This is a genomic window from Mycolicibacter sp. MU0102, from assembly GCF_963378105.1.
In the GTDB taxonomy this organism is placed as follows: Bacteria; Actinomycetota; Actinomycetes; order Mycobacteriales; family Mycobacteriaceae; genus Mycobacterium; species Mycobacterium holstebronense.
This window is the reverse complement of record NZ_OY726398.1, coordinates 80,555-104,300: the sequence shown is the minus strand read 5'-3', so window position 1 is coordinate 104,300 and position 23,746 is coordinate 80,555. Positions and strand designations below refer to the sequence as shown.

At 66.6% G+C, this 23,746-nt stretch carries 27 protein-coding genes; 16 read left to right on the top strand and 11 right to left on the bottom strand.

All coding sequences use genetic code 11. The features are described 5' to 3' along the window. The first annotated feature begins 54 nt into the window (after positions 1 to 54). Both RCP37_RS00515 and RCP37_RS00510 read left to right on the top strand, forming a co-directional pair. A complete protein-coding gene (locus RCP37_RS00515; RefSeq protein ID WP_308485130.1) occupies positions 55 to 954 on the top strand; it encodes an alpha/beta hydrolase in 900 nt (299 codons plus the stop codon). A gap of 52 nt (positions 955 to 1,006) precedes the next feature. Continuing rightward, positions 1,007 to 2,518, top strand: coding sequence for an HNH endonuclease signature motif containing protein (locus tag RCP37_RS00510; protein WP_308485129.1), 1,512 nt, complete (start codon positions 1,007 to 1,009; stop codon positions 2,516 to 2,518). A 15-nt stretch (positions 2,519 to 2,533) separates the two neighbouring features. Here the strand turns inward: RCP37_RS00510 and RCP37_RS00505 are convergent, their stop codons facing one another. After that, complete coding sequence (locus tag RCP37_RS00505) at positions 2,534 to 3,181, bottom strand: TetR/AcrR family transcriptional regulator (RefSeq protein ID WP_046285376.1); 648 nt, start codon at positions 3,179 to 3,181, stop codon at positions 2,534 to 2,536. A gap of 134 nt (positions 3,182 to 3,315) precedes the next feature. Between RCP37_RS00505 and RCP37_RS00500 the strand changes: the two genes are divergently transcribed. Further along, a complete protein-coding gene (locus RCP37_RS00500) occupies positions 3,316 to 3,459 on the top strand; it encodes a hypothetical protein (RefSeq protein ID WP_109470502.1) in 144 nt (47 codons plus the stop codon). Between the two features lie 82 nt (positions 3,460 to 3,541). Further along, complete coding sequence (locus RCP37_RS00495; protein ID WP_308485128.1) at positions 3,542 to 4,378, top strand: tyrosine-protein phosphatase; 837 nt, start codon at positions 3,542 to 3,544, stop codon at positions 4,376 to 4,378. A 33-nt stretch (positions 4,379 to 4,411) separates the two neighbouring features. Here the strand turns inward: RCP37_RS00495 and RCP37_RS00490 are convergent, their stop codons facing one another. The 3 genes from RCP37_RS00490 to RCP37_RS00480 form a co-directional block, all read right to left on the bottom strand. After that, entirely contained in the window at positions 4,412 to 5,272 is an 861-nt protein-coding gene (locus tag RCP37_RS00490) for an SDR family oxidoreductase (RefSeq protein ID WP_308485127.1), read from the bottom strand. A 126-nt stretch (positions 5,273 to 5,398) separates the two neighbouring features. Then, on the bottom strand, positions 5,399 to 6,337 hold the full coding sequence (locus RCP37_RS00485) for a class I SAM-dependent methyltransferase (RefSeq protein ID WP_308485126.1): 939 nt from the start codon (positions 6,335 to 6,337) through the stop codon (positions 5,399 to 5,401). Between the two features lie 72 nt (positions 6,338 to 6,409). Next, the gene (locus tag RCP37_RS00480) at positions 6,410 to 6,982 is read right to left on the bottom strand and encodes a TetR/AcrR family transcriptional regulator (protein WP_308485125.1); all 573 of its coding nucleotides are present in this window, start codon (positions 6,980 to 6,982) and stop codon (positions 6,410 to 6,412) included. A 187-nt stretch (positions 6,983 to 7,169) separates the two neighbouring features. Between RCP37_RS00480 and RCP37_RS00475 the strand changes: the two genes are divergently transcribed. After that, positions 7,170 to 7,760, top strand: a complete 591-nt coding sequence (locus RCP37_RS00475) for a TetR/AcrR family transcriptional regulator (RefSeq protein ID WP_308485124.1) — start codon at positions 7,170 to 7,172, stop codon at positions 7,758 to 7,760. Here RCP37_RS00475 and RCP37_RS00470 read toward each other — a convergent pair. Further along, the gene (locus RCP37_RS00470; RefSeq protein ID WP_308487214.1) at positions 7,747 to 8,673 is read right to left on the bottom strand and encodes a DNA-3-methyladenine glycosylase family protein; all 927 of its coding nucleotides are present in this window, start codon (positions 8,671 to 8,673) and stop codon (positions 7,747 to 7,749) included. The two genes, RCP37_RS00475 and RCP37_RS00470, sit on opposite strands and share 14 nt — an antisense overlap. Before the next feature lie 64 nt (positions 8,674 to 8,737). Between RCP37_RS00470 and RCP37_RS00465 the strand changes: the two genes are divergently transcribed. After that, positions 8,738 to 9,127 carry a nuclear transport factor 2 family protein gene (locus RCP37_RS00465; RefSeq protein ID WP_308485123.1) on the top strand — a complete coding sequence of 130 codons (390 nt, stop codon included), beginning with the start codon at positions 8,738 to 8,740 and terminating at the stop codon, positions 9,125 to 9,127. Positions 9,128 to 9,144: 17 nt separating this feature from the next. Here the strand turns inward: RCP37_RS00465 and RCP37_RS00460 are convergent, their stop codons facing one another. From RCP37_RS00460 to RCP37_RS00450, 3 genes are read right to left on the bottom strand one after another with little or no spacing between them, the layout of a single operon-like run. Then, entirely contained in the window at positions 9,145 to 9,540 is a 396-nt protein-coding gene (locus tag RCP37_RS00460) for a DUF427 domain-containing protein (protein WP_308485122.1), read from the bottom strand. Next, positions 9,537 to 10,547 (bottom strand): NAD-dependent epimerase/dehydratase family protein, encoded by a 1,011-nt coding sequence (locus RCP37_RS00455; protein ID WP_308485121.1) that lies wholly within the window; start codon positions 10,545 to 10,547, stop codon positions 9,537 to 9,539. Before RCP37_RS00455 ends, RCP37_RS00460 begins: the two co-directional genes overlap by 4 nt. Then, positions 10,544 to 11,050 (bottom strand): nuclear transport factor 2 family protein, encoded by a 507-nt coding sequence (locus RCP37_RS00450; protein WP_308485120.1) that lies wholly within the window; start codon positions 11,048 to 11,050, stop codon positions 10,544 to 10,546. Before RCP37_RS00450 ends, RCP37_RS00455 begins: the two co-directional genes overlap by 4 nt. Before the next feature lie 132 nt (positions 11,051 to 11,182). On the opposite strand from RCP37_RS00450, the gene RCP37_RS00445 reads away from it, so the two are divergent. From RCP37_RS00445 to msrA, 6 genes are read left to right on the top strand one after another with little or no spacing between them, the layout of a single operon-like run. Further along, on the top strand, positions 11,183 to 11,722 hold the full coding sequence (locus RCP37_RS00445) for a VOC family protein (protein ID WP_024440291.1): 540 nt from the start codon (positions 11,183 to 11,185) through the stop codon (positions 11,720 to 11,722). Between the two features lie 11 nt (positions 11,723 to 11,733). Beyond that, positions 11,734 to 12,567, top strand: a complete 834-nt coding sequence (locus RCP37_RS00440) for an enoyl-CoA hydratase/isomerase family protein (RefSeq protein WP_308485119.1) — start codon at positions 11,734 to 11,736, stop codon at positions 12,565 to 12,567. Next, positions 12,564 to 13,217, top strand: coding sequence for a TetR/AcrR family transcriptional regulator (locus tag RCP37_RS00435; RefSeq protein WP_308485118.1), 654 nt, complete (start codon positions 12,564 to 12,566; stop codon positions 13,215 to 13,217). The genes RCP37_RS00440 and RCP37_RS00435 overlap by 4 nt, the downstream gene beginning before the upstream one ends. A 16-nt stretch (positions 13,218 to 13,233) precedes the next feature. Next, positions 13,234 to 14,346: an alpha/beta hydrolase gene (locus RCP37_RS00430; RefSeq protein WP_308485117.1), complete on the top strand. Its 1,113-nt coding sequence runs from the start codon at positions 13,234 to 13,236 to the stop codon at positions 14,344 to 14,346. Further along, positions 14,346 to 15,512 (top strand): cytochrome P450, encoded by a 1,167-nt coding sequence (locus RCP37_RS00425; protein WP_308485116.1) that lies wholly within the window; start codon positions 14,346 to 14,348, stop codon positions 15,510 to 15,512. Before RCP37_RS00430 ends, RCP37_RS00425 begins: the two co-directional genes overlap by 1 nt. A gap of 17 nt (positions 15,513 to 15,529) precedes the next feature. Continuing rightward, positions 15,530 to 16,036, top strand: coding sequence for a peptide-methionine (S)-S-oxide reductase MsrA (gene msrA, locus RCP37_RS00420; RefSeq protein ID WP_308485115.1), 507 nt, complete (start codon positions 15,530 to 15,532; stop codon positions 16,034 to 16,036). Positions 16,037 to 16,042: 6 nt separating this feature from the next. Here msrA and RCP37_RS00415 read toward each other — a convergent pair whose 3' ends face one another. Next, positions 16,043 to 17,392 (bottom strand): cytochrome P450, encoded by a 1,350-nt coding sequence (locus RCP37_RS00415; protein ID WP_308485114.1) that lies wholly within the window; start codon positions 17,390 to 17,392, stop codon positions 16,043 to 16,045. 109 nt (positions 17,393 to 17,501) lie between these two features. Between RCP37_RS00415 and RCP37_RS00410 the strand changes: the two genes are divergently transcribed. Further along, on the top strand, positions 17,502 to 18,110 hold the full coding sequence (locus RCP37_RS00410) for a TetR/AcrR family transcriptional regulator (RefSeq protein ID WP_308485113.1): 609 nt from the start codon (positions 17,502 to 17,504) through the stop codon (positions 18,108 to 18,110). Between the two features lies 1 nt (position 18,111). Here the strand turns inward: RCP37_RS00410 and RCP37_RS00405 are convergent, their stop codons facing one another. After that, on the bottom strand, positions 18,112 to 19,230 hold the full coding sequence (locus RCP37_RS00405) for a fatty acid desaturase family protein (protein WP_308485112.1): 1,119 nt from the start codon (positions 19,228 to 19,230) through the stop codon (positions 18,112 to 18,114). Between the two features lie 19 nt (positions 19,231 to 19,249). Further along, positions 19,250 to 20,305 (bottom strand): flavin reductase family protein, encoded by a 1,056-nt coding sequence (locus RCP37_RS00400; RefSeq protein ID WP_308485111.1) that lies wholly within the window; start codon positions 20,303 to 20,305, stop codon positions 19,250 to 19,252. A 69-nt stretch (positions 20,306 to 20,374) separates the two neighbouring features. Here RCP37_RS00400 and RCP37_RS00395 point away from each other — a divergent pair, with 69 nt between their 5' ends. The 3 genes from RCP37_RS00395 (at position 20,375) to RCP37_RS00385 (ending at position 23,709) form a co-directional block, all read left to right on the top strand. Further along, positions 20,375 to 21,091, top strand: a complete 717-nt coding sequence (locus RCP37_RS00395; protein ID WP_308485110.1) for a TetR family transcriptional regulator — start codon at positions 20,375 to 20,377, stop codon at positions 21,089 to 21,091. A 3-nt stretch (positions 21,092 to 21,094) separates the two neighbouring features. Beyond that, positions 21,095 to 22,144, top strand: a complete 1,050-nt coding sequence (locus RCP37_RS00390; protein WP_308485109.1) for a glycoside hydrolase family 183 protein — start codon at positions 21,095 to 21,097, stop codon at positions 22,142 to 22,144. Positions 22,145 to 22,317: 173 nt separating this feature from the next. Next, on the top strand, positions 22,318 to 23,709 hold the full coding sequence (locus RCP37_RS00385) for an alkaline phosphatase family protein (RefSeq protein WP_308485108.1): 1,392 nt from the start codon (positions 22,318 to 22,320) through the stop codon (positions 23,707 to 23,709). Positions 23,710 to 23,746 lie beyond the last annotated feature (37 nt).

Here is a 23,746-nt window from a genome sequence, read left to right as displayed (position 1 = left end):
AGTCACCGCCCCGGTCACGAAGCCGGTTTACCACACGCGGGGCTACCTTTAAGCATGGCTATCCGCGAAGACGTCTCGTTTCGATCAGGCGCGGACCGTATCAGCGCCTGGCTGTACCGCCCCGACAACGCCGGGCGCGACGGCGCCCCGCTGCTGGTGATGGCGCATGGCCTGGGCGCGGTGCGCACCATGCGGCTCGACGCCTACGCCGAGCGGTTCGCCGCGGCCGGATACGCCTGCCTGGTGTTCGATTACCGCAACTTCGGCGACAGCGACGGCGCTCCCCGCCAACTGCTCGACGTGGGCAAGCAGCTGGCGGACTGGGCCGCGGCGGTCGACTTCGCGCACACCCTGGCCGGCGTAGACCACAACCGGATCGGCCTGTGGGGCACGTCGTTCGGTGGCGGCCACGTAATCGCCACCGCGGCGCGACTGCGGGTGGCGGCGGTAGTGGCGCAATGCCCCTTCACCGACGGAATCGCCTCCGCGCGCACCATTCCGCCGTTGACCATCGCGCGGATCACCCTGTTGGCGTTGCGGGATCTGGCTTCGGCCCGACTCGGCAATCCGCCGGTGATGGTGGCGACCGCCGGTCGCCCCGGAGACATCGCGCTGATGAGCACACCCGACTCCTACCCGGGCTACTTGAAGCTGGTTCCGCAGGGACAGAATCTGCGCAACGAGGTTGCCGCGCGGATCGGGATGAAGATCCTGGCCTACCGTCCGGGCCGGCTTGCTGCCAAGGTGAGGTGCCCGATTCTGTTCTGCGTCTGCGACACCGACTCGGTCGCCCCGCCCGGACCGACCCTGCGCTACGCCGCGAAGGCGCCCCGCGGCACCGTCAAGAGATACCCCGAAGGCCACTTCGACATCTACGTCGGCGACGCCTTCGAGCGGGTTGTCGCGGATCAGCTGGAGTTCCTGGACTGCAACCTCAAGACCGCGGGGGCCTGAGCCAGACCGGTGTGACGCCGCCTTGTCGCCCGGTTCGGGTACAATCGAACACATGTTCGAGGGCAATCTGCTGGAGCCGGCGTCGTTGGCCGATGCCGGCGATAAAGCCCTGGTGGCGGCCATTACAGGGTGGGCCCGACTGGAGGCCGCCGCCTCGGCGCGCCGGCTGGCCGTCATCGGCGAGTTGGTGGCACGGCGCACCCGCGGGTCCGATGCGGTGAACCGGTCGCGCTGGTCATGCGACTACTGGGATGCCGCAGCCTCCGAGGTCGGCGCTGCCGAGCAGATCAGCCACGGGATGGCGTCCTCGCAGATGTACCTGGCCACAGCGCTGCGGGAACGCCTGCCGAAGGTGGCCGCACTGTTTCTCAAGGGGGCGATCAACAGCCGGCTGGTCGCCACGATCGTCTGGCGCACCACGCTGATCACCAACCCCTACCTACTGAACGCCGTCGACACCGAACTCGCCGCGATCGCCACCGGCCTGGGGCCCCTGTCGGCGGCCAAGACCGCGGCCGCCATCGACGCCCTGATCGACCGGCACGACCCCGACGCCGTCCGGCGCCAAGAGCGCGACGCCCGCGGCCGCGAAATTGTCGTCGACACCCGCAACAGCGAAAACGGCACCACCGGCCTATGGGGCCGACTGTTTGCCACCGATGCCACCGCACTCGAACGGCGCCTAACCCAACTGGCCCACACCGTCTGCGACGACGATCCCCGCACCCTGGCCCAACGCCGCGCCGACGCCCTCGGCGCCCTGGCCAACGGAGCCGACACCCTGGCCTGCGCCTGCGGCACCAGCGACTGCCCGGCTGCCGGCGCCGACGCCCGCGCGACCAACGTCACCGTCTACGTCCTCGCCGACCAGACCGCGCTGAACAACCCGGCCGACCCCAGGTTCGGCGCCGGCGCCCCCGACCAAAACTCCGAGCCAGCCGGTGCGGCAACCACGCCGGCGCCCCAGACGCGTCCGGCACCGTCCGGGCACATCATCGGCGGCGGTACGGTGCCCGCACCGCTGCTGGCCCACCTCGTCAACAACGGCGCCACCGTCAAACCGCTGCGGCACCCGGCCGACCTGCCGGCCGAACCGCACTACCGGCCCTCGACAGCGTTGGCCGCCTTCGTCCGGGCCCGCGACCTCACCTGCCGATTCCCCGGCTGCGACCAGCCCGCCACCTACTGCGACATCGACCACGCCGTGGCCCACCCGCATGGAGCCACCCACCCAGCCAACCTGCGATGCCTATGCCGAAAACACCACTTACTCAAGACCTTTTGGACCGGCCGCAGGGGCTGGAGCGACCGTCAGCACCCCAACGGCACCATCGAATGGACCAGCCCCACCGGCCACACCTACACCACGCAACCCGGCAGCCGCCTGTTGTTTCCCAGCCTGTGTCTGCCGACCACCGCGCCACCGGCCAGGGCTCCCTCGTCATCGTCAGATCGCAGCCTCATGATGCCCACGCGCAAGAACACCCGCAGCCAGGATCGGCTCCGGTGTATCGAGGCCGAACGCGCCTACAACCTCGCCCAGCGCGATAGTCCTCCGCCTTAGTGCGATCCCGCGGTTCTACACACCCAGCGGTGACTCGACCCGAATCGTCTCGTCGCGGATCAGCCCCCGCAGCAGCGCCGTACTGAACTCCGCGGCGATCTCCTTGGCACTACGCCGGCCGCTGGGCCGCAACCAGCGGTAAGCCCCCAGCGTCATACCGATGTAGCCAAGCGCCAGCACGTGCGAGTCGCACGGGTAGAACTCCCCGCTGGCGATACCGCGGTCGATCAGGCCATGCACGTGCTCGTAGACCTGAGCTTCCTTCTCCCGGATCTCGGCCACCTGTTCCTCGGTGAACCACTCGGTGATGTAGGGCTGCTCCTGGAAATAGACCGCCGCGCCCTCGGGATTGACCGCGATCTGATCGAGCAGGCGCACGGTGTACTGGTACAACGCCTCACGCGCGGTCCACGACGGGTCGTCGTGGACGGCCGCCAGTGTCCGCTCCGCGGCCTGCTGGTAAATGTCATAGAGGATCAACGACTTGCTGGCGTAGTAGTGGTAGACCGTTGCCTTGTTCAGCCCCACCACGTCGGCCACGTCATCCATGCGGGTGCCGTGGTAGCCGCGGGCGGCGAATAACTTGGTAGCGACCGCGAGCAACTCCTCGCGACGAGATGGGGCCTGGGACGATCCCCCCGGCGTAGCCTTGCCGTTTGCCATGTCCACTCACTCTTCGGCCAGGCCGGTGTCATCGGCGTGTCAATCAACTGGTTGGAAGGATTCTAGGCAGTCCGCTGTTGCAGCGTTGACGGGCCGACTAAACTGGGGGAAATCCAAGCTAAGGGGTTGACGACATGGGTCCTGGTTACGGTTACGATCCGAATCCGGATTATGAGCTGAGCGACGAGGCCGAGTTCTTCTTCAAGTACCTGACTTGGGGCCTTCGTGGCGTCGAAAGCGGTGGCGGCTACCCCCCGCAGAACTACCCGCCGGTCTAAACGGCGACACCGAACCGTACTGACGGCCCCTGATCCGCCCGGATCGGGGGCTGTTTGTCGTCTGGTCGGCCAAGCCACCAGCATGGTGTCCTATCGTGGCCGGGTGACCTCCCAGCCGAATCTGCCCGGGGCGTGGAATTTTCGCGACGTCTCCGAGACCACCGGCGCGCTGCGCCCCGGCCGCCTGTTCCGGTCCAGCGAACTGAGTCGCCTCGAAGATCGGGGCCGCGAAGAACTGCTGCGACTCGGGGTGTCCGACGTAGCCGATCTGCGGTCACCGCGCGAAGTCACGCGCCGCGGGCCGGGGCTGGTGCCCGCCGGTGTCGGCATCCACCTGCTGCCCTTCCCGGATCTGGCGGGCGACCAATCACCGGACAGCTCGGCTCCGCACGAGGACGCGTTCCGCAACATGATGGCCGAGAAACCCGATGCGGATTCCGCCGCCGACGTCGCCGCCCGCTACATGCTCGAAGAGTACGAGCGTTTCCCCACCCTCGCCGGGTCCCGCCGGGCGGTGCAGCGGGTGGTGTCGCTGCTGGCAGAAGGCCGGCCGGTGCTGGCGCACTGCTTCGCCGGTAAGGACCGCACCGGATTCGTCGTCGCGGTGGTGTTGCGGGCGGCCGGGGTGGACCGCGACGCCGTCATCGAGGACTACCTGCGCAGCAACACCGCGGTGTCGGTGCTGCGTGACCGCATTATGGAGATGATCCGGTCGCGGCCCGAGGCCGAGATCACCCCCGAGGTCCTGACCTTCACCGAAGCGCGCCTGTCCGACGAGGTGCTCGGTGTGCGCGCTGACTATCTGCATGCCGCCGAACGCTCGATCGAGGAGAACTTCGGCTCGCTCGACGGGTTCCTGCGGGCCGCCGAGGTCACCGACGCCGACGTCGACAGGCTGCGTGGCGCGCTGCTCGGCTAAAGCAGCGCGCCACGTCCCGAACCTGACCTGCTGTTACAGCGAGAAGCTGGCCGACTTGGCCGCCGACAGGTCGGCGATCGTCGACCACTGTGCCGCGATCTCGTCGACCGATGGCGGGTTCTCGAAGGTGGCGCCGGCGTTCTCGAACAGCGCGGTGCGCTGCACCTTGCCGCCGCCGGCGATGAAAACCGAGCCGGTCTCGGCGACCTCTTCGGTGCACAGGTAGGCCACCACCGGTGCGACGTATTCGGGCTTGAGCTTGGCCAGCACCTCCGGCGGCAGGATGTCCTCGGTCATCCGGGTTGCCGCGATGGGGGCGATCGCGTTGGCCTTGATGTTGTACTTGGCGCCCTCGATGGCCAGCGTGTTGATCATGCCGACCAGGCCGAGCTTGGCCGCGCCGTAGTTGGCCTGCCCGAAGTTGCCGAACAGTCCGCTGGTGGAGGTGGCGACGACCACGCGGCCGTAGCTCTGCTCGCGGAAGTGCGGCCATGCAGCGCGCACCACGTTGTATCCGCCGTAGAGGTGCACCTGCAGCACGGCGTCCCAGTTCTCCGACGTCATCTTGTGGAAGGTGCCGTCGCGCAGGATGCCGGCGTTGCTGACGACGCCATCGATCTTCCCGAACTCGTCGATCGCGGTCTTGATGATGTTGGCCGCGCCCTCGGCGTCGGCGACACTGTCGTAGTTGGCGACGGCCCGGCCGCCGGCCTCTTTGATCTCAGTGACTACCTGGTCGGCCATGTTGTGCCCGGCACCGGTGCCATCGCGGGCACCACCGAGGTCGTTGACCACCACACAGGCCCCCTCGCGGGCCAAGGTCAGGGCGTATTCGCGGCCCAATCCACCACCGGCTCCGGTGACGACGACAACACGATCCTGCACTCCGGACATCAGTTTCCTTCCTCGATTCGATCGCCACGCTAGAACAGACCCAGACAAGGCCTAGCGCCAACTTCCAGGCCTTCTCTGTATACGGGGGATGAATCGAGTCCGCTATGTCGGGTCGGCTATGCCGACTCAGCTGCGCACTGCGGTGACGAACTCCGAGAACGCGTCGGCGTCGTCGGTCACCGATACGTCCACCCAGCGGTTCAGCCGGCGCATCTCCGCGGTCGAGGGCTGAGAGGCCGCCCGCCAGCCGTGCTCGTCAAGCCATCCCCGCACCGACGCCCGGTCTTCGTCCTGGTAAATCAGATCCTGGATGTCGAGGCTCTGCGTCAGGCCGACCGTCTCGGCGATCTTCTTGAATCGCTCCGCCATCTGCTGGCGCCGCTCGTCGGAGCGGTGGTTGCCCGCGGTCTCCGCTGCGATCCGGCTTCCCGGGACGCTCAGCTCGGTGATCTGGTCGAACAGCCGGTCCTGGCCCTCGGCGGGCAGGTACATCAACAGTCCCTCGGCCAGCCAGGCGGTCGGGGCCGCGGGGTCGAAGCCGGCGGCGATCAATGCGGCGGGCCAGTCCTGCCGCAGATCAATGGCTACGGTGCGGCGCTCGGCCGCCGGCGTCACGCCGTTGGCCGTCAGGGTCTGGTCTTTGTAGTCCAGAACCTTCGGCTGGTCGATCTCATAGACGGTCGTGCCAGCCGGCCAGTCCAGCCGGTAGGCCCGCGAGTCCAGCCCGGACGCCAGGATCACCACCTGGCGGATGCCGGCAGCAACCGCGTCGGCGAAGAAGGCGTCGAAGAAGTGGGTGCGGACCGCCTGGTAGTTGCGCATGTGGTGATAGACCGCGGCGATCTCGGCATCGATGGCCTCCACCTTGTCGACCAACGTGTCGTCGAGCAGCATCTCCCAGATCCCGGTACCGGCGCCCGCGACCAGGAGCTTGGCGTACGGGTCATTGATCAGCGGATCGACGCTGGCCGTCTCGGCTGCGCGGGCGGCGGCCACCATGACCGCCGTCGAGCCGACGCTGGTGGCGATATCCCAGGTGTCGTCGTGGGTACGGAGTGCGCTCATCGGTTTACCTCGCTTGGTCACGGCCGGTGTCGCACGCGATACTACCGATGAAAGTTAGCCGGGCTATTAACTTTATCCGTCGGCCGGCTGACGCAACTGCCAGAGTTCCTGGGTCAACAGCGCCTGCAGTGTGGCGACCACCCCGGCCGCTGCCGCCTGATTGCCGACCAGCGACACATAGAACGCGATCCCCCACAACACGGCCAACAACATCTCGGTCAGCTCGCCGATGCCCGAAGTCGAGACCAATTCTCCCCGGTCAATGGCGTCGGTGAGCGCCCCGGCCAGAAATGCCCGCGGGGGGCCCTGGATGTCGCCGACCACTGACTTCAACACCGGGTCGCGCTGAGCGTCCACCACCGCGGTGACGGCAAACGCCGCCACCGTGCGGTCATCTTCGCCGAGTTGGGTGAAGCTCACGATGACCGAAGCCAATTGTCCGACCAGGGTGGGCTCGGTGCGCGCCTGATCGACAGCGTGCTCGAACAGGGTCTCAGCCTGCGTCAGAACCGCCTGATAGAGCAGTTTCTTGCTGGGAAAATAGTGGTTGATCGCCGGGCGGGTCAGCCGTGCTCGCTCCGCTATCGCCTGGAACGTCGTTGCGTGGTAGCCGAATTCGCCGAAGACACCGCTGGCGGCAGTCACTATGCGTTCCCTGGTCACGCCAGAGCGCGCCCCGCGGGGGCGCCCGACCCTGCGAAAAACCGCATCCCGCACTAAACAAGTGTTGCACGGCACAGCGTCCAACCCCAGAAAAATCGTAATTGCGAAGATTCACTTAAGACTCAGCTGCGCTGTATGCCAACTGCGCCCAGCGAACTAAAGTCGACTTATGGGCGCGGTTCTCTCTCGACAGGCGTACTTCGAGACAGGTTTCGAAGTGCTGTCCGAATTGGGCTACGGCGGCCTCAAGCTCGCCGAAGTCTGCAACCGGCTCGGCGTGACGACGGGCTCGTTCTACCACTACTTCACCAGCTGGCCGGTTTACACCCGTGACCTGGTTCAACACTGGCTAGATGAGCGCACCCTCCAGCATGTGGAGTTCGTACGCGCGATACCCGACCCGCGGCAACGCCTCGACAGCCTGATCCAGATCGGCCTGACCCTGCCCCACGGGGCCGAAGCCTCCATCCGCGCCTGGAGCTCGGCTGACGCCCGGGTGCACGCGGTGCAGGCCGAAGTGGATCAGCAACGCTTCGACATCCTCTTCGAATCGGCGCAGGAAGTCCTCCGCGACAAACGGCAAGCGCAGCTGTTCGCAAACTGGGCGATTTACCTGCTGATCGGCTACGAGCAGGCTCTGCTGCCGCGCGACGCCTCCACGTTCGAGTGGATCGCCGCCCAATTGCTCGACGCGCTCGACTCCGGGAGGTTTGCCACGGCGTCCGATGACCCGCCCGGCATGCCGTCTACAGCGAGCTGATCCGCTGCAGGGCCAGTCGCGGCCCCCGTCGTTTGCTGACAGCGAGCCCGCTGTCGATCAGCAACCGAACAATGCGGTGCCGGTGCGGCCGCATCGGCTCCATCAGTTCGACCATGGCTTCGTCGGTGAACACCTCGTCGAGCGGCAGGCCGAGCAGGGTACGGCCGATCATCGTCGCAAGGTGATAGTCCCCGACCGACAAGGCGTCGGCATCGCCGAACGCTCGCTGTGCGGTTTCGGCCGCGGTCCACTCACCGATGCCGGGCAGCGACATCAGCGCCGCCCGCGCCTCCGCCGCCGGGCGGGAAACCAGCCGTTCCAGGGCATCGGCTCGACCCGCGCAACCGACGATGGTGCGCGCCCGGCCGCCATCGACGTTGGCCCGATGGAACGTCCAGGACGGGATGGTTCGCCAGGTCTGCGCTGACGGTGGCACCCGCATCCGCGACGGCGCCGGACCAGGGGCCGGCGAGCCGAACTCGGTGACCAGCAGGCGCCAGGCCCGAAAGGCGTCGGCACCGGGCACCCGCTGCTCGAGTACTGCAGGAATGAGCGCCTCGAGCACCCGGCCGGTGCGCCCCAGCCGCAGGTGGGGTACGCGCCGGTAGGCAGCGATCACAGTCGGATCGGTCGGCGCGAAGTCGGTCGCGTCGTCGTGGACGCCCAACAAGCCGGGTGCCCCGTCAAGAAATTCCGCGGCACCGGCGCCCCAGGCCGCACAATCCACCGCACTGGGCGCGACCTGGACGATGCGTGCGGTCACCGGCCCGCTGGGCATCAGGCTGGTTCGCCAGATGGCGCCGTCTACCACCTGCAGGCATGGGTCGCCCGGGCCGCGGCGCAGTGGGCCCAGCGTGAGCGCGGGGCTGGCCGGGCCGGGAAAGGTGACGGTGCGAGAAAGCGAATTACTGATGACGCGATCATAAGGATCGCCTGTCCTCGTTGACCGCTCCCCGCCGCCCGGTCACGATGGAGAAATGGCCACCCCGTTCGATGATCCGCAGGCGGAATTGGCGTGGATGTTTCTCCAGGGCATCTGCGGCGACGACGACTTGGACGATATTTTTGCGCTGGTCAGCGATGACTTCACCTGGTGGAGCATCCTGACCCGCCAGGCCGTCGACAAGGACGAGCTGCGGCAGGAAGTCCAGCAGCGTCGACTCGGCTTGCGGATCAACCTGGAGCTGGTCCGGTGCATCAACGAACACGAGACCGTGGTGATCGAAGCGCTGGGCGATTGTCGCGCCGCCGACGGTTCGCACTATGACAGCCCGCTGGCGTACATCGTCGACACCCAAGACGGACGGATCGTCTCGGTGCGCGAGTACACCGACACCCGGTTCGCCGGGCAATTGTTGGGGCTCTAGGGAAGCTCTGGCGCGCCTCAGGCGTCAGCGACGCTGATGTCGGCCTTGTCGGGGTAGAACGCGACGTGTCCGGCGATCGGCGCAACCGCCGCAAACGGCTGCTCGTAGGTCCAGATCGCGTCGGCGATCGTCTGGCCGGCCGCGGTGGTGACGCTGTAGTAGGCGGCATCGCCCTTGAACGGGCAATAGCTGGTGGTCTGGGTGCGGGTCAGCAGATCGGTCTTCACATCGGCCAGCGGAATGTACTGCACCGCAGGGTGATTCGATTCCTGCAGGGTGAGCGCATTGGCGCTGTCGGCGATGACTTCGCCGCCGATCCGTACGGTGACCTGCCGCCCGGTCGGGGTCACGGTGATGGGGTACTCGTCAGTCGGGACGTGTATCGGTCGTCTGCCTGAATGTCCGTGTGTCATGCCGGCGAACCTCGCTTCTTGGCGTTGCGCAGTTTCATCCAGAAACGCGCCGCCTCCCGAATCGATTCCTCAACCGGTCGTGGCTGCCAGCCGAGCTCGCGTACCGCCTTGCTGTGATCGACCGGGGCTTCGGCGCGCATCATCCGCACCGACTTCAGGCTCAGCTCGGCATCCTTACCGGTCAAGCTCGCCCGCAGGCTGCCGAGTGCGCCCAGCGCATACAGCGCCGGCACCGAGATCGAACGTGACGGCGCCGGCATACCCGCTTCGTCGGCGGCGATCTTGACCACGTCCTGCAGCGCGATCAACCGCTCGGAAATCAGGTAGCGCTGGCCGTTGCGTCCACGCTCGGCGGCCAGGATCATCGCGCGGGCTGCGTCGTCGACCCCGACCACTTCCAGCTCGATCCCTTTCATCAAGAACGGCAGCTTGCCGAACGCTGCCCCGGCGATGAAGGCTCCGTGCGGGGTCCGACCCCAGTCGCCGTCGCCGTAGGTGGTGGACACACACATCGCGACCGCGGGCAGGCCAGCTTCGGCGCTGCGCAGTACCAGTTCTTCGGCCTGCACACGGGACTGGACATAGGGCGTCAGTCCGCGCGGGTTGATGATGTCGTCCTCGTTGGCGACGTGACCGCGACGCCGGCCCACCGTGGCGTAGCTGCTAGTGAACACGAATCGGCGCAGGCCGGCGTCTTTTGCAACGGCCAGGACATTGCGGGTGCCCTCGACGTTGGTGCGGAACAGCGGGCTCGGGTCGCGCAGCCACGCGCGGGTGTCCACGACGCAGTAGTAGACGTCGTCGCAGCCGGCCATCGCCTCGGCCAGGACGGCCGAATCGAAGATGTCGCCGTGGAACCGCGTGACGTCGAGGTGATCGATGGCGATGGTGTTGGCGCTCGGGCGCACCATCACCCGGACGTCTTCTCCGGCGTCGACGAGCTGGCGAGTGACGTGCGACCCCAGGAACCCGTTGGCTCCGATGACAAGCTTGGGCTTGCGGCTCATGCGTTTCCTCCGAACTGCTTCATCCAGGCGGCCGCTTCGTCGTCGAGGGTGCCGAGCTCCTGGGCTTTGCGGCACCATTTCATGCTCGCAGCGACAAAGCGCAGCGGGTTGTAGATGTCCTCCTGGCGGGACCACAGGCCGTCGCCGGCGTAGGTGACGATCGAGATGTTGGTGGCGCTGATGATGGTGCCGTCGCCCGGGTCGCGCATGGGGTTGTCCAGTTCGCAGATGACGCGCCCGCCTTCCTCGTCGATGACGGTCCACAGTGCCGGGAACTCGGTCATGTAGCTGCCCGGGAAGGTCGACATGGTCTTGCGGATCCAGCTGCGCACCTCGTCGCGGCCGTGCATGGTGCCCATCGCGTGCTCGACGTATTCGACGTCGGGGGTGTAGTGCGCCACCCAGGCATCCCAGTCCTGAGTTTCGGCGGCGCGGGCGACGGTCTGCTCGAACACATCAAATGCGGCCGCCAGTTCCGCGCGGCTGAACTGCGGTTTCGTCATGCCAAGAACTAGAACACGTTCTAGCGAGGTTGTCGAGGGTCCGCGCCCGGAATCGAATCTGGGTTTATATTCGAGACAGTGTTACGGTGACGCCGTCGGCCCACCGCGGGCCACGAGGAGGTTCGGCAGCCAGTGACGTCCCCTAAGCCCACCGTCGGTCTGCACCACGCCGCCTACGCCTGTGCCGACCTTGAGGCGACGAACCACTTCTACGAAGACCTGCTGGGATTGCCGCTGGTGCACACCGAAGTCGAGCACCTGCAAGAAGGCTTCTTCCGCCATGTCTTCTACGACCTCGGCGACGGCTCGTGCATCGCGTTCTTCGACCTGCACGGCGTCGGCGAGAAGCCCGACTGGTCCAGCTCGTTGTCACGTCCGAACGGGCTGCCGGTGTGGGTGAACCACTTCGCGTTCCGGGCCACCGAGGAGAAGCAGAACGAGGTCCGGGCGCGGATGGACGCCGCCGGCATCAAGGCGCTGATGGACGTCGACCACGGCTGGTGCCACTCGCTGTACTACCTGGACCCCAACGGCATCATGATCGAGCTGTGCCGCGACACCCCCGGGTTCGAACCCGACCCGGAGCAGGCACACAAGTTGCTGAACAGCACCGAGCGAGCCGCTGACCCCAAGGTGGTCACGTCGAAGACGACCACCACCCAGCTCGGCTGAACCGGCCGCGCATGGCGCTCGATTCGCTGACGTCGCTCACCGTCACCCAGGACGGTCCGATCGCCCGGGTCCTCATCGACCACGGCGCGATCAACCTGATGGACGCCACCATGATGGGCGACCTGTGGCGACTGGTGAATTGGCTGCGGTCACCCGCCGGGCGCGACGTACGGGTGGTGGTTCTGGAAAGCGCCAACCCCGACTTCTTCATCGCCCACGTGGACCTGGCGCTGCTGGCCGCCTCGGTCGAGAACACCGAGGCTGCCGTCGGCTCCTTTCAGGACCTGGTCGGAGCGTTCCGGGCCCTGGACCAGGTCACCATCGGGGTGGTTGCCGGGCGGGTTGCCGGCGGCGGGATGGAGCTACTGGTCAACCTCGACCTGCGGTTTGCCGTCACCGGCCGGGCTGTGTTCAACCAGGTCGAGACCGGACTCGGGGTCATCCCGGCAGGTTCGGGTCCACAGCACCTACGTCACCTGCTGGGGCGAGGCCGGGCGCTGGAGGTCATCCTCGGGCACGACGACCTCGATGCAGGACTCGCCGAACGCTACGGACTGGTCAACCGGGCGCTGGCCCCCGAGGAGGTCGCGCCGTTTCTCGACCGGCTGGTGCAGCGCATCGCCACGGTGCCGCTGGCCGACATCGCCGACGTCAAGGCCACCCTGGCCGCCCCGGACATCGCCTCGGGCCTGGCAGTGGAGCGCTCCGCGTTCGCCCAGATGCTGGCCCGCGGTGCGGCGCTGCCGAAGATGCAACGGTTCCTCGACGCAGGCGGCCAGACGCTCGATGGCGAACGCCGACTGGCCGAGCTGGTGGCCGACCTGGATCGGATGGAACCGGCGTGACGCCTCCAGACGGCGGGATCGCGGACGGGACTGCCGCCCGCCCCACCGTCCGGGGCCGCGACACCCAGGCTCGCCTGGAACGGGCGGCCCGCGAAGTGATCGCCCGCAAGGGGTTTTTCAAGACGACGATCACCGACATCACCTCTGCCGCCAAACGCTCGCCGGCGTCGTTCTACCACTACTTCGGGTCCAAGGAAGAGCTGCTGGCGTCGCTGGCCGAGGACTTCCGGGCTATGGCCCGCAGCCGTGCGGTGCAGGCCCTGCACCCCGGGCAGGATCTGCGGGAGATCATCCAGGAGTCCGTGCGTGCGCACTGGGACACCTACCGCGAGCATCTCGGGGTGATGGTCGGGGTGTTCCAGCTGGCGATGATCGACGACGCGTTCGCCCAGCGCTGGCGGGAGATGTGCGCCGACGCCATCGACTGGGTGGCGCAGACGGTGCGGATGGCTCAACGCCAGGGTTATTCGACCGACGCGGACCCGGAGCTGGTCGGGTCGGCCATCGTCGCCATGCTCAACCACTTCACCTACGTCTGGCTGGTGGCCGGCGGCGACGTCGCGGGCCGCGAACTCGACGAAGAAGCAGCGATCAAGACGCTCACCGATACCTGGTATCGCTCGGTGAGCTGGCGCGACCAGGGTTCATGATCAAAGGAGCAATGCAGTGGCAGTAACCCGCGAATTCGTTTCGCTCACTTCGGCATCGGCGGGCGTGAACCCCGCCGGTTACCACCCGGCCCAAGGGTTGTACTGGACACCGGCCGGCGTCAAGCCGAAGGTGGCGGTGATCGCCAGCCACTACAACGTGGATTTCGCCGAGCACTACCTGGCGCCGCTCATCGCCGAACGCGGCTACGGCTTCTTGGGTTGGAACACCCGGTATCGCAGCGGCGAGTCGTTGTTCCTGCTCGAGCATGCCCTGCTCGATATCGCCGCCGGGGTGCAGTGGCTACGCGAACAGGCCGGCGTCGAGACGATCGTCTTGCTCGGCAACTCCGGCGGTGGATCGTTGATGGCCGCCTACCAGTCGCAGTCCGTGGACCCGCACATCACCACTGTCGGCGGAGGCCCGGTGCCCGACGCGGTCAACGCGCTGCCGCCCGGCGACCTCTACGTGTCCACCCAGGCCCACGCCGGGCGCCCGGAAGTACTGACCGCGTGGATCGACCCGTCGGTGACCGACGAGACCGACCCGCTGTCCTGCGACCCATCTCTGGACATGTACGCCGAGCAGAACACGCCGCCCTACACGCCGGAATTCATCGCCCGCTACCGCCAGGCCCAGCGCGACCGCAATGACCGGATCACCACGTGGGCGCAGGCCGAGCTGAAGCGGCTCAAGGCCGGCGGCACCTATGACCGCTCCTTCTCGGTGCACCGGGTGTGGGCCGACCCGCGTTACCTCGACGCCTCACTCGACCCGTCGGACCGTCCGCTGAACTCGTGCTACCTGGGTGACCCGCGGCGCGCCAACCGCGCACCGTACAACATCGCCGCGCACTGCACGCTGCGGACCTGGTTGTCTATGTGGAGCCTGCAGACGTCGTTCTGCCAGGGCGCTCCGCACCTGGGCCGGATCACGTTGCCCTCGTTGGTGATCCAGGGCACCGCGGATACCGGTGTCTTCCCGAGCGATGCCCACCACATCCACGACTCGTTGGCCAGCACCGACAAGCAACTGCATTTCATCCCCGGCGACCACTACCTGGAGCAGCCGACGGACAGCCGCACGATCTGCGCGGATCTGGTGGCGTCCTGGATCGCTGAACGCACCTGATGGGCACGCTCGACTTCGACTTCCGCGACCCGGAGCTGCACGTCGATCCGTTGACGTATCAGCGGCGGTTCGCCGAAGCCGAGCCGGTGCACCGCAACAGCCAGGGGCTGTGGGTGCTGACCCGCTACGCCGACGTACTGGCGATGCTGCGCGACGAGCGGGTCAGCACCGACCGGCGAAACCTGTACCGCAACAAGCTCGATCCTTCTCGTCCGTATCTGACCCACGTGGAACACAACCTGTTCTACCGCTCCGGTGACGATCACCGCCGGCTGCGGGCGCCGCTGTCGCGGGCGTTCACGCCGCGGGCGCTGGCCTCCTTCGAAGCCGAAGTCGCCACCCGGGCCCGGTCTTTGGCGGCGGGGCTGGACCCAGGGGGCTTCGACCTGGTGGCCGAGTTCGCCAAGCCATTGCCGCTGGGGGCAATCGCCACGCTGCTGGGGGTGCCCGACAGCGAACTGGACAACCTGGCGACCTGGTCGATGGCGCTGATCGGGGCTTTGGAACCGGCGGCATCTCGGACCGCGTTCGCTGCCGCGGACGACGCCGCCGCCGGAATGAAGGCTCTGCTCGCCGACCTGCTGGTGCTGCGCCGCGCTGATCCCGGCCATGACCTGCTGTCGGTGGTGGCCACCAGCGGGCTGCCGGTGTCCGACGACGAGCTGCTGCACAACGCCATCTTCTTGCTGTCAGCCGGGCACGACACCACCACCGCCGTGCTGACCGGGGCGGCCGAACTGCTGATCCAGGAGAAGGGGCAACGCGGCCTGCTGGCCGACTCCCCGCAGGCCGTTGACGAACTGGTCCGGATGATCAGCCCGGCCCTGATGATCTCCCGGGTGGCCAGCGCCCCGATCGAGATCGGTGAGAGCGTGATCGACACCGGCGCCCCGATCCTGCTCGGGCTGGCGGCCGCCAACCGGGACCCGGCGATGTTCCCCGACCCCGACCGCCTCGACCTGGCCCGGTCGCAGACCGGCCACCTGGGATTCGGGTTCGGCCCGCATGTCTGCCTGGGCGCGCCGTTGGCCCGCATGCAGATCCGGTTGGGCCTGCTCGCCCTGTTCGACCGGTTCCCCGAGTTGACCGCGCAGGCGCCACCGCACCGCGAGCCCAGCGCCGTGCTGACCAGCTATCGTTCCTATCCGCTGGCGGGTCACCGATAGCTGCGGATAATCAGGGCATGACCAATTTCCAGAGAGCGATCCTGGCCGGCGGCTGCTTCTGGGGCATGCAGGACCTGATCCGCAAGCAGCCCGGCGTGGTGAGCACCCGAGTCGGCTACACCGGCGACCCCAATGTCCCGAATGCCACCTACCGCAATCACGGCACCCATGCCGAGGCCATCGAGATCACCTACGACCCCACGGCGACCGACTACCGCAGCCTGCTGGAGTTCTTCTTCGCCATCCACGACCCGACCACGCGTAACCGGCAGGGCAACGACATCGGAACCAGTTACCGCTCGGCGATCTTCTACCTCGACGACGAGCAGCGCCAGGTCGCGCTGGACACCATCGCCGACGTGGAGGCCTCCGGCCGCTGGCCGGGCAAGGTGGTGACCGAGGTGACCCCCGCCGGGGATTTCTGGCAGGCCGAACCCGAGCATCAGGATTACCTGGAGCGGTTCCCGAGCGGCTACACCTGCCACTACATCCGGCCGAACTGGCAGCTGCAACCGCAGCGCTAGCCGGGATCAGTCCCGGCGGCGCACCGTGATCCGACCGCCCTTCTTGGGCGTGAAGGCCACGCCGCGGGAGTGGTACTTCTCTGCGGGCGCTGTGGTGGGCTCGATGGTCAAGCGCTCCAACACCGTCCGCAACACCACATCCATCTCCAGGTTCGCAAAGGTCGAGCCGGGGCAGCGTCGGGTGCCGCCGCCATACGGCATCCACTCGAACGCCGACGGGCTGCCGTTGATGTAGCGCTTGGGGTCGAATCCCTGTGAATCATCGAACGCGGCGCGGTTCTGGTGCACCTGGTTGATGGCGACGATCACCGAGAATCCGCGCGGAATCACCCACTCGCCGATCTGGATGCTGGGCGCATAAACATGCCGTCCGGAGAAGTCGATCACGGTGCGCACCCGCTGCACTTCGCGAATCGTGGCGCGTCGCAACGTGTTCCCACCAGCGTCCGCCTCGGCGGTCAGTTCGTCGAGCAGTTGTGGGTAGCGGCTCAGCCGCTCGAAGACCCAGGCCATGGTCGATGCCGTGGTCTCATGCCCGGCAGCTAACAGGGTCAGCAGCTCGTCGCCGATCTCCTGGCGAGTCATGGTCGTACCGTCTTCGTGGTTGCTGCTCAGCAGCAGGGTCAGCACGTCGGATCGGTTCTCGAAATCAGGGTCGGCTCGCACATCGGCGATCAGCTTGTCCAGGATGACGTCGTAGTGGGCACGCCATGCCTCCAGGCGGCCCCACGGGGTGAACCGACCGTACCGGCGAATCGGAATCGGCAAGGCCGCGAGCCGAGAGCCCAACGTAACCCACTTGGGCAGGAGCGCCCGCAGCTGATCCAGTTCAGCGCCTTCGGCTCCAAAGATGGTCCGCAGGATGACGTTCAGGGTGATCCGGTTCATCGGACCGAAGGTCTCGAAGGGCTTTCCGGTGGGCCAGCCGGCGATCTCGCGCAGGGTCTCCTCGACGATGATCTGCTCGTAGGCGCGCACGCTCTTGCCGTGGAACGGCGGGCTCAGCAAGTTGCGCCGGCGCCGATGCGCCGCGCCGTCGAGCGCGAACACCGAACCCGAGCCGAGTACCCGCGACAGGTTGGGCTGGATGTTGCCCAGATCTTCTGGGTTGGTCAGCATTACCTGCCGGACCAGGTCGGGGTCGGTGACGATGACGGTCGGCCCGAACATCGGGACCGCGACGGTGAAGGCCGCGCCGTATTTACCGGTCAGGCGTTGCAGCACCCGGCGCCGGGACAGGATGAACAGCACTCCCGCGATCAACTTGAACCCCCGCGCGCCGGGCGGCAGGTTGATCGCCGGTGAATCCGGGGTCTCGACGGTGTCCGCGGCCGCGCTGGCCATCGTGTGGGTCATGCGACGCCTCCCGACGTGAGATTTGGTACCGATGCGTACCAATGCTTGCGAGACACGGTACTCTTAAGTACCAACAAGTGGCAAGGCTCACGCGCAGGGAGGTGCGGCGATGACGGTGCCTGCAGTCGATACCCCGGCGGCCAACGCTGCCGACCCCTACCGGCACCGATTGCTCGACGGGCTGGCCGATTCGATCGCCGAGCGCGGCTACCGGGCCAGCACCGTCGCCGAGATTGTGCGCGCGGCCCGCACCTCCAAACGCACCTTCTATGACCACTTCGCCAGCAAGGAAGAGTGCCTCCTGGAACTGCTGCGGGTGGACAACGAGGAGTTGGCGCTGCGAATCCGGGCCGAAGTGGATCCCCAGTCCGATTGGCAGGTGCAGATCCGCCAAGCCGTGCAGGCGTATGTCGCCCAGATCCGGGCGCGCCCGGCTATCACGCTGAGTTGGATCCGCGACATGCCGTCACTGGGCGAGGTGGCCCGGCCGGCCCAGCGTCGCGGTCTGGAGCTGATGTCGAACCTGCTGATCGAACTCAGCGGCAGTCCCGGGTTTCGCCGGGCGAATCTGCCGGCGTTGAGTCCGGCACTGGCGGTGATTCTGCTGGGCGGCCTGCGAGAGCTGACTGCGCTGGCCGTCGAAGACGGCAAAGACATCGGCGTCATCACCGAGCCGGCCATCGACGCGTCGATTGCGCTGCTGGGCCCCCGGGCCTGACTCAGTTCCAGGGCAGCGCCAGTTTGCAGATCTTGCGGACCACGCTGCCGAACTGCTTGAGCAGCGGGCCGGTGTTGTACGGCACGCCATAGCGCTCGCAGATTTCCCGCACCTGCGGCGCGATTTCGGCGTAGCGGTGCGCCGGCAGGTCGGGGAAGAGGTGGTGCTCCACCTGGAACGACAGGTTGCCGCTGAAGATGTGGAACCACTTGCCGCCGGTGAGGTTCGCCGAGCCGAGGATCTGGCGGTAGTACCACATCCCGCGGGACTCGTTCTCGGTCTCTTCAACGGTGAACTCCTGTGTGCCGTCAGGGAAATGCCCGCAGAAGATGATCGTGTAAGACCACACGTTGCGCATCAGGTTGGCGGTCATGTTGCCGGCGAACACCAGTGGTGCGAACGGCCCGGCCAGCAGGGGGAAGGCGACATAGTCTTTGAGGGTCTGGCGACGAACCTTCTGCCAGGTCTCAAGCAGCATCTCCTTCTTGTCGGCGAATCCGATCTCGCCGGCCCGGATGCGTTCGGTCTCCAGCTCGTGCACCGCCACGCCGTACTGGAACAGCACCATCAGTAGGAAGGCGTAGAGCGGGTTACCGAGGAAGTAGGGCTCCCAGGGTTGTTTGTCGCTCATGCGCAGGATGCCGTAGCCCACATCGCGGTCCATGCCGACGATGTTGGTGTGGGTGTGGTGCATGTAGTTGTGCGAGTGCCGCCACTGGTCGGCTGGGCAGGCGTTGTCCCACTCGAAGTCCCTGCCGTACAACGCCGGTTCGCCCATCCAGTCGTACTGGCCGTGCATGACGTTGTGGCCGATCTCCATGTTGTCGAGGATCTTCGACAAGCCCAGCATCACCGTGCCGGCCAGCCAGGCCGGCGGGATGATGCTGAAGAACAGCAGGGCGCGCCCGCCGACCTCCAAGGTGCGCTGCGCCTTGATCATCCGATGGATGTAGTCGGCGTCGCGCTCGCCGAGGTCGTCCAGGACGCGCTGGCGGAGGGCATCGAGCTCGGCACCAAATGCATCGAGGTTCGCCGGCAGATCTGAGCGCTTGAGAACCTGCGACTGTTCGAGCGCCCGCGGCTGCTCGGTCTGCGGCTGCTCGAGAACTGACTGAGTCATGATTGGCTCCTTTCGTTTTCTACAAATCGATTTCGACGTCGCCGACGGGCACCGACACGCAGATCTGGATGTCTTCGCTCTCGGCGGTGGAGATCGCGCCGGTGATCAGGTTTCGCACCGCGCCACCGGTTTTTCGGCATGTGCAGCTGTGGCAGATGCCCATCCGGCATCCGCTGGCCGGTTGTAGGCCGGCCGCTTCGGCCTGCTCCAACAGAGTCCTGCCGTCGTCGACCACCGAGACGGTGCTGCCGAGGAAGCTCACCTGGCCACCGGAAGGGTCGGCCGGAGCAGTGAAGACCGGGGGCACGAAGCTCTCTGAGATTGCGTCGGGGCACTGCTCGCGCACGGCCGCCACCAGCGCCGGCGGCCCGCACACGTACACCGCTTCGGGGTTCGGCATAGCGGCCTGAAGATGCTCGGCGCCGAAATAGCCCTGCAGGTCGCCGTATGCGGGGGTGCGGGTGTAGCCGTGCAGCACGCGCAACCGCGACATCTCGGCAAGTTCGTCGTGGTAGCAGGCCTCTTCGCGGCTGCGGGCGTAGTGGATGAATGTCACCCGGCCGTCGTAGCGTTCGGCGATCAATGTGCGCAGCATCGACATCACCGGGGTGATACCGCTTCCGCCGGAGACCAGCAGGATGCTCCGGGGACGAATGGCCGGGAGCACGAAGTCGCCGCCGACCTTCTCCAGTCCGAGCACCAGGCCGGGCTGGGCGTTGCGGAAGAGGTGCTCGGAGACCAGTCCCCCTTCGTGGCGGCCGATGGTGAGCTCGAGGAGCCGTTGGCCTTCTGCGCTTGCCGGCGAGTAGCACCGGGTGCGCCGGCGCCCGTCGATGTCGACGGACAGGTTGATGTGTTGTCCCGCCTTGAAGCCGGGAAATGCGTCGTTGGGTTCCAGCAGCAGGGTCACGCTGCGCGGGGTGGAGCGCCGGACCGCGACGACCCGGGCACGGGCGTCGTTCTGGGTCCACGTCGGCGACACCAACTCGGTGTAACGGTCGACCCCGTGGGGACCGGTGAGCAGATCGACCAGGCTCGAGCCCAGTACCCGCCGCGTCAAAGTTTGAGTGAACATATGTACACAGTGAACACTTGTTCACGACGAGTCAAGGGCTATTTGCCCGCTGTGTTACGCTTCACAACAGTGAACAGTCGTACGCCGAATTCACGGTCCGGGCGCACGCGGCCACCGCGGCCCGAACGGCCTCCCCGTCCCGAACGCACGCCCCGCCCAGAACGGCCGGAGCGCGTTTCGCGTGAGGAACGCAAGGAAGCCACCCGTCGCGCGATCATCAACGCGGCGCTCACCCTGCTGGACGAACGCAGCTTCAGCGCCCTGAGCCTGCGCGAGGTGACGCGCGCCGCCCACATCGTTCCCGCCGCGTTCTACCGGCATTTCGAGTCGATGGATGCCCTGGGCCTGGTGCTCATCGACGAATCGTTTCGGGCGCTGCGCGAGACGCTGCGCGATGCCCGGACCGGCGGGGTGGACCCCAGCCGGGTCATCGAGTCCTCGGTGGAGGTCCTGGTCAACAGCGTGGCCTCCCGCCACGAATATTGGCGATTCATCAACCGGGAACGTTTCAGCGGCATGACCGTGCTGCGCTATGCGATCCGTACCGAGATCCGGCTGATCACTTCGGAGCTGGCCACGGATCTGGCGCGTTTCCCCGGGTTCAACGCTTGGAGCGCCGAGGATCTCAACGTCCTGGCGGGTCTGTTCGTCAACGCGATGATCGTCACCGCGGAGGCCATCGAGGACGCCCCCGACGCCGAGACGCTCGCCGAGATCAAAAACGTTGCCGTCAAACAACTCCGGATGATCGCGGTCGCCGCAGGCGGCTGGCGCAGCAAGCCTTGAGCGGTGGACCCCGCCGCGCGGAATACCCCCGGGAAGCTGGCCGACATCACCGGCCCCGGGATCACCGATCGGTGGGGCGTGACGTGCGCGGACCTGGGCGCCTCTGTATTGGCCTCTGACGGCACCCTGGTGTCGGTGTTCGGCGACACCTTCGCCGGCGAGCGGGTTGGCCAGGGTGATTGGCGATCCCCGGTGATCCTGATCGGTACCGGCGACGCCGCCCATCGGGTGCGCTACCGGCGAGCCGGCGGCCCTGACGCGCACTATGCGCGCCAGCTGTGGCACTACCGGCACCGCCAACCGGCCTCCCGGCTGGACCGCTATGCCATCAGCACCGTGATCCCGTCGGATCTGCTGCGGGTGGAGCAGATGCTCTACCTGCACGCGATCGTCAACCGCGGGTTCGGCAAGGTGGCATGGACCGAGATCTGGCAATCGGCCGACAACGGAATCACCTGGCACAACATGGGGGCGCGGTTCCCCGCGCGGCTGCATCGCGGGTACGCCCAGTGCTGGTCGTGGGACTATGACCCCGGCGACGGTTGGGTGTATGTGGTCTCGACCGGTTTCCAGCGCGACAAAGGCGTCATCCTGCAAAGGGTGCGTCCGGCACACCTTGGGGATCCGAGCAAATACTCGGGCTGGGGCTACCGGGGCGAGCGCCGGGCCTGGGGCCAAGCCCCGGTGCCGATCACCCCGCCGGGTGAGACATGGGGCGAACTGTCGCTGCGACGGCTGGCGCCCGAAACCTGGGTGCTCGGCGGGTTCGTATCGTCGCGCTACGCCCTGGGTTACCGAGTCCTGGAATCCCCCACCGCCGACCTGACCGGGACTGCGCTGCAGCGCCCGCTGCTTGGGAGCAGTTGGGACGACGAGGATCACGCACGAGGCCGAGTCGCCCAGCTCTACGGCGGCTATGTGCTGCCCGGCTCCCGGGTGGACCGCACCGGCGGAGTGGGCCTGTTGGTGTCGCAGTGGAACACCGCGCACGGCTGGCCATACCGGGTGATGCAGTTTCGCACGACGTTGCGCAGCGGCGAGAAAATTCTCTAACCCGGAGCCCGACTACAGCGCCGCACCTGGACGGTTAACCCGGATTCCTCAGTAACTTTCTGGGTAAATGAGCAAATTGCCCCATAAAGCTGAATTTTTCCTGGGGATCAGCTGCTAGGCTTGCCGCCCAGTGGTCCACGTAACTCCGGCGAGGGAAATCGATCGTGACAAAGGTGAAGCAGTTTCTGTGCGGTGCGGCCGTCGCAAGCCTGGTTGCCGGAACAGGCGCGGCCGTAGGGACCCAGGTAGGTCTTTCGACGGTGACCGCCGACTGGATGCTTACCGCTGAGCACGTGTTGCTGATCGGCCTCGACGGCGTCAACCTCGCCAAGGTGCTGGAATACGCCTACAACGACGACAGCGGCTTCAAGACGGCGATGGACCAGGGCATCACCGGCACCGCGAGTCTGACCAACCACACCACACTCTCCGGGCCGTCGTGGTCGACGATCCTCACCGGCGTGTGGGACGACAAGCACGGGGTCTACAACAACCTGTTCCGACCCGAGCCCTACAACGCGTGGCCGTCGGTGTTCAACCTGATCGAGTACCACAAGCCGGAGATCGATACCACGATTATCAGCAACTGGGATTACCTCAACCAGTTGGCCGACGCCGGCAAATACTCGGTCGACAACAACATCTTCGTCCCGGCCGGGGACAGCGCCGCCCAAAGCGACGAGATGGTCACCGCGCTGACCATCGCCCAGATCCTCGGCACGGCGGACAACCCCGATGACATCTCGAGTTTCCTGTTCTCCTACCAGTCGCAGGGCGACCACGCCGGGCACTCGTTCGCCAGCGGGTCGGAAGAATACATGCAGGCCATCATCAATCTCGGGGCCAACATCCAACAGATCCTGGCCGCGATCGCGCAGGTGCAGGCAATAACCGGCGACGACTGGTCGATCATCGTCACCACCGACCACGGCCACCAGGAGACGGTGACCCTGCCCGGTCTCAGCATGGGCCACGGCCTCCAGTCACCCAACGAGACAACCTCGTTCGTCATCTTCGATCAGGCCGGCGATCACGCGACCGACGGCAGCCAGAACCTGAACTACTCGCTGGCCGACATCACGCCCACCATCTTGTCGCTGTTCGGCATCCCGCTGCGCTCGGACTTCGACGGTGCCTCAATGGCATTCGACCCGACCGTCCTGAACGGCCACGTCACGCCCGTCGATCTCAAGCAGGCGCTCACCGACGCCATCGCGATGTACGGCTATCCGAACATCGGCAACGACATCACGCTGGCCATCCGGACTCTGGCCGGGTCCGTGCCGTACTTCATCGACAAGTTCATGACCCAGATCGACACCTTCCTGCAGTCGATCGCCGACCAGGACATCTTCCTGATCAGCGGGCTGGCCGAAGTCGCCCAGCAGATCAACGGTTTCTTCGGCGGCCTGACAGTGGACGTGACCAACACGCTGGCAATGGGAGTCACGCATCTGCTCGGTTCGGGCGTGATCGCACCCGACGACGCGCCGCTGCCGCTACCGGGCAGCGCCGAGTTCTCCGACCTGTCTGCGCTGCTCGACGTCAACGCCCTGCTGGGCTGATCCGCCGAAGCCGCCGGCAGCCACACCAACTACTTCA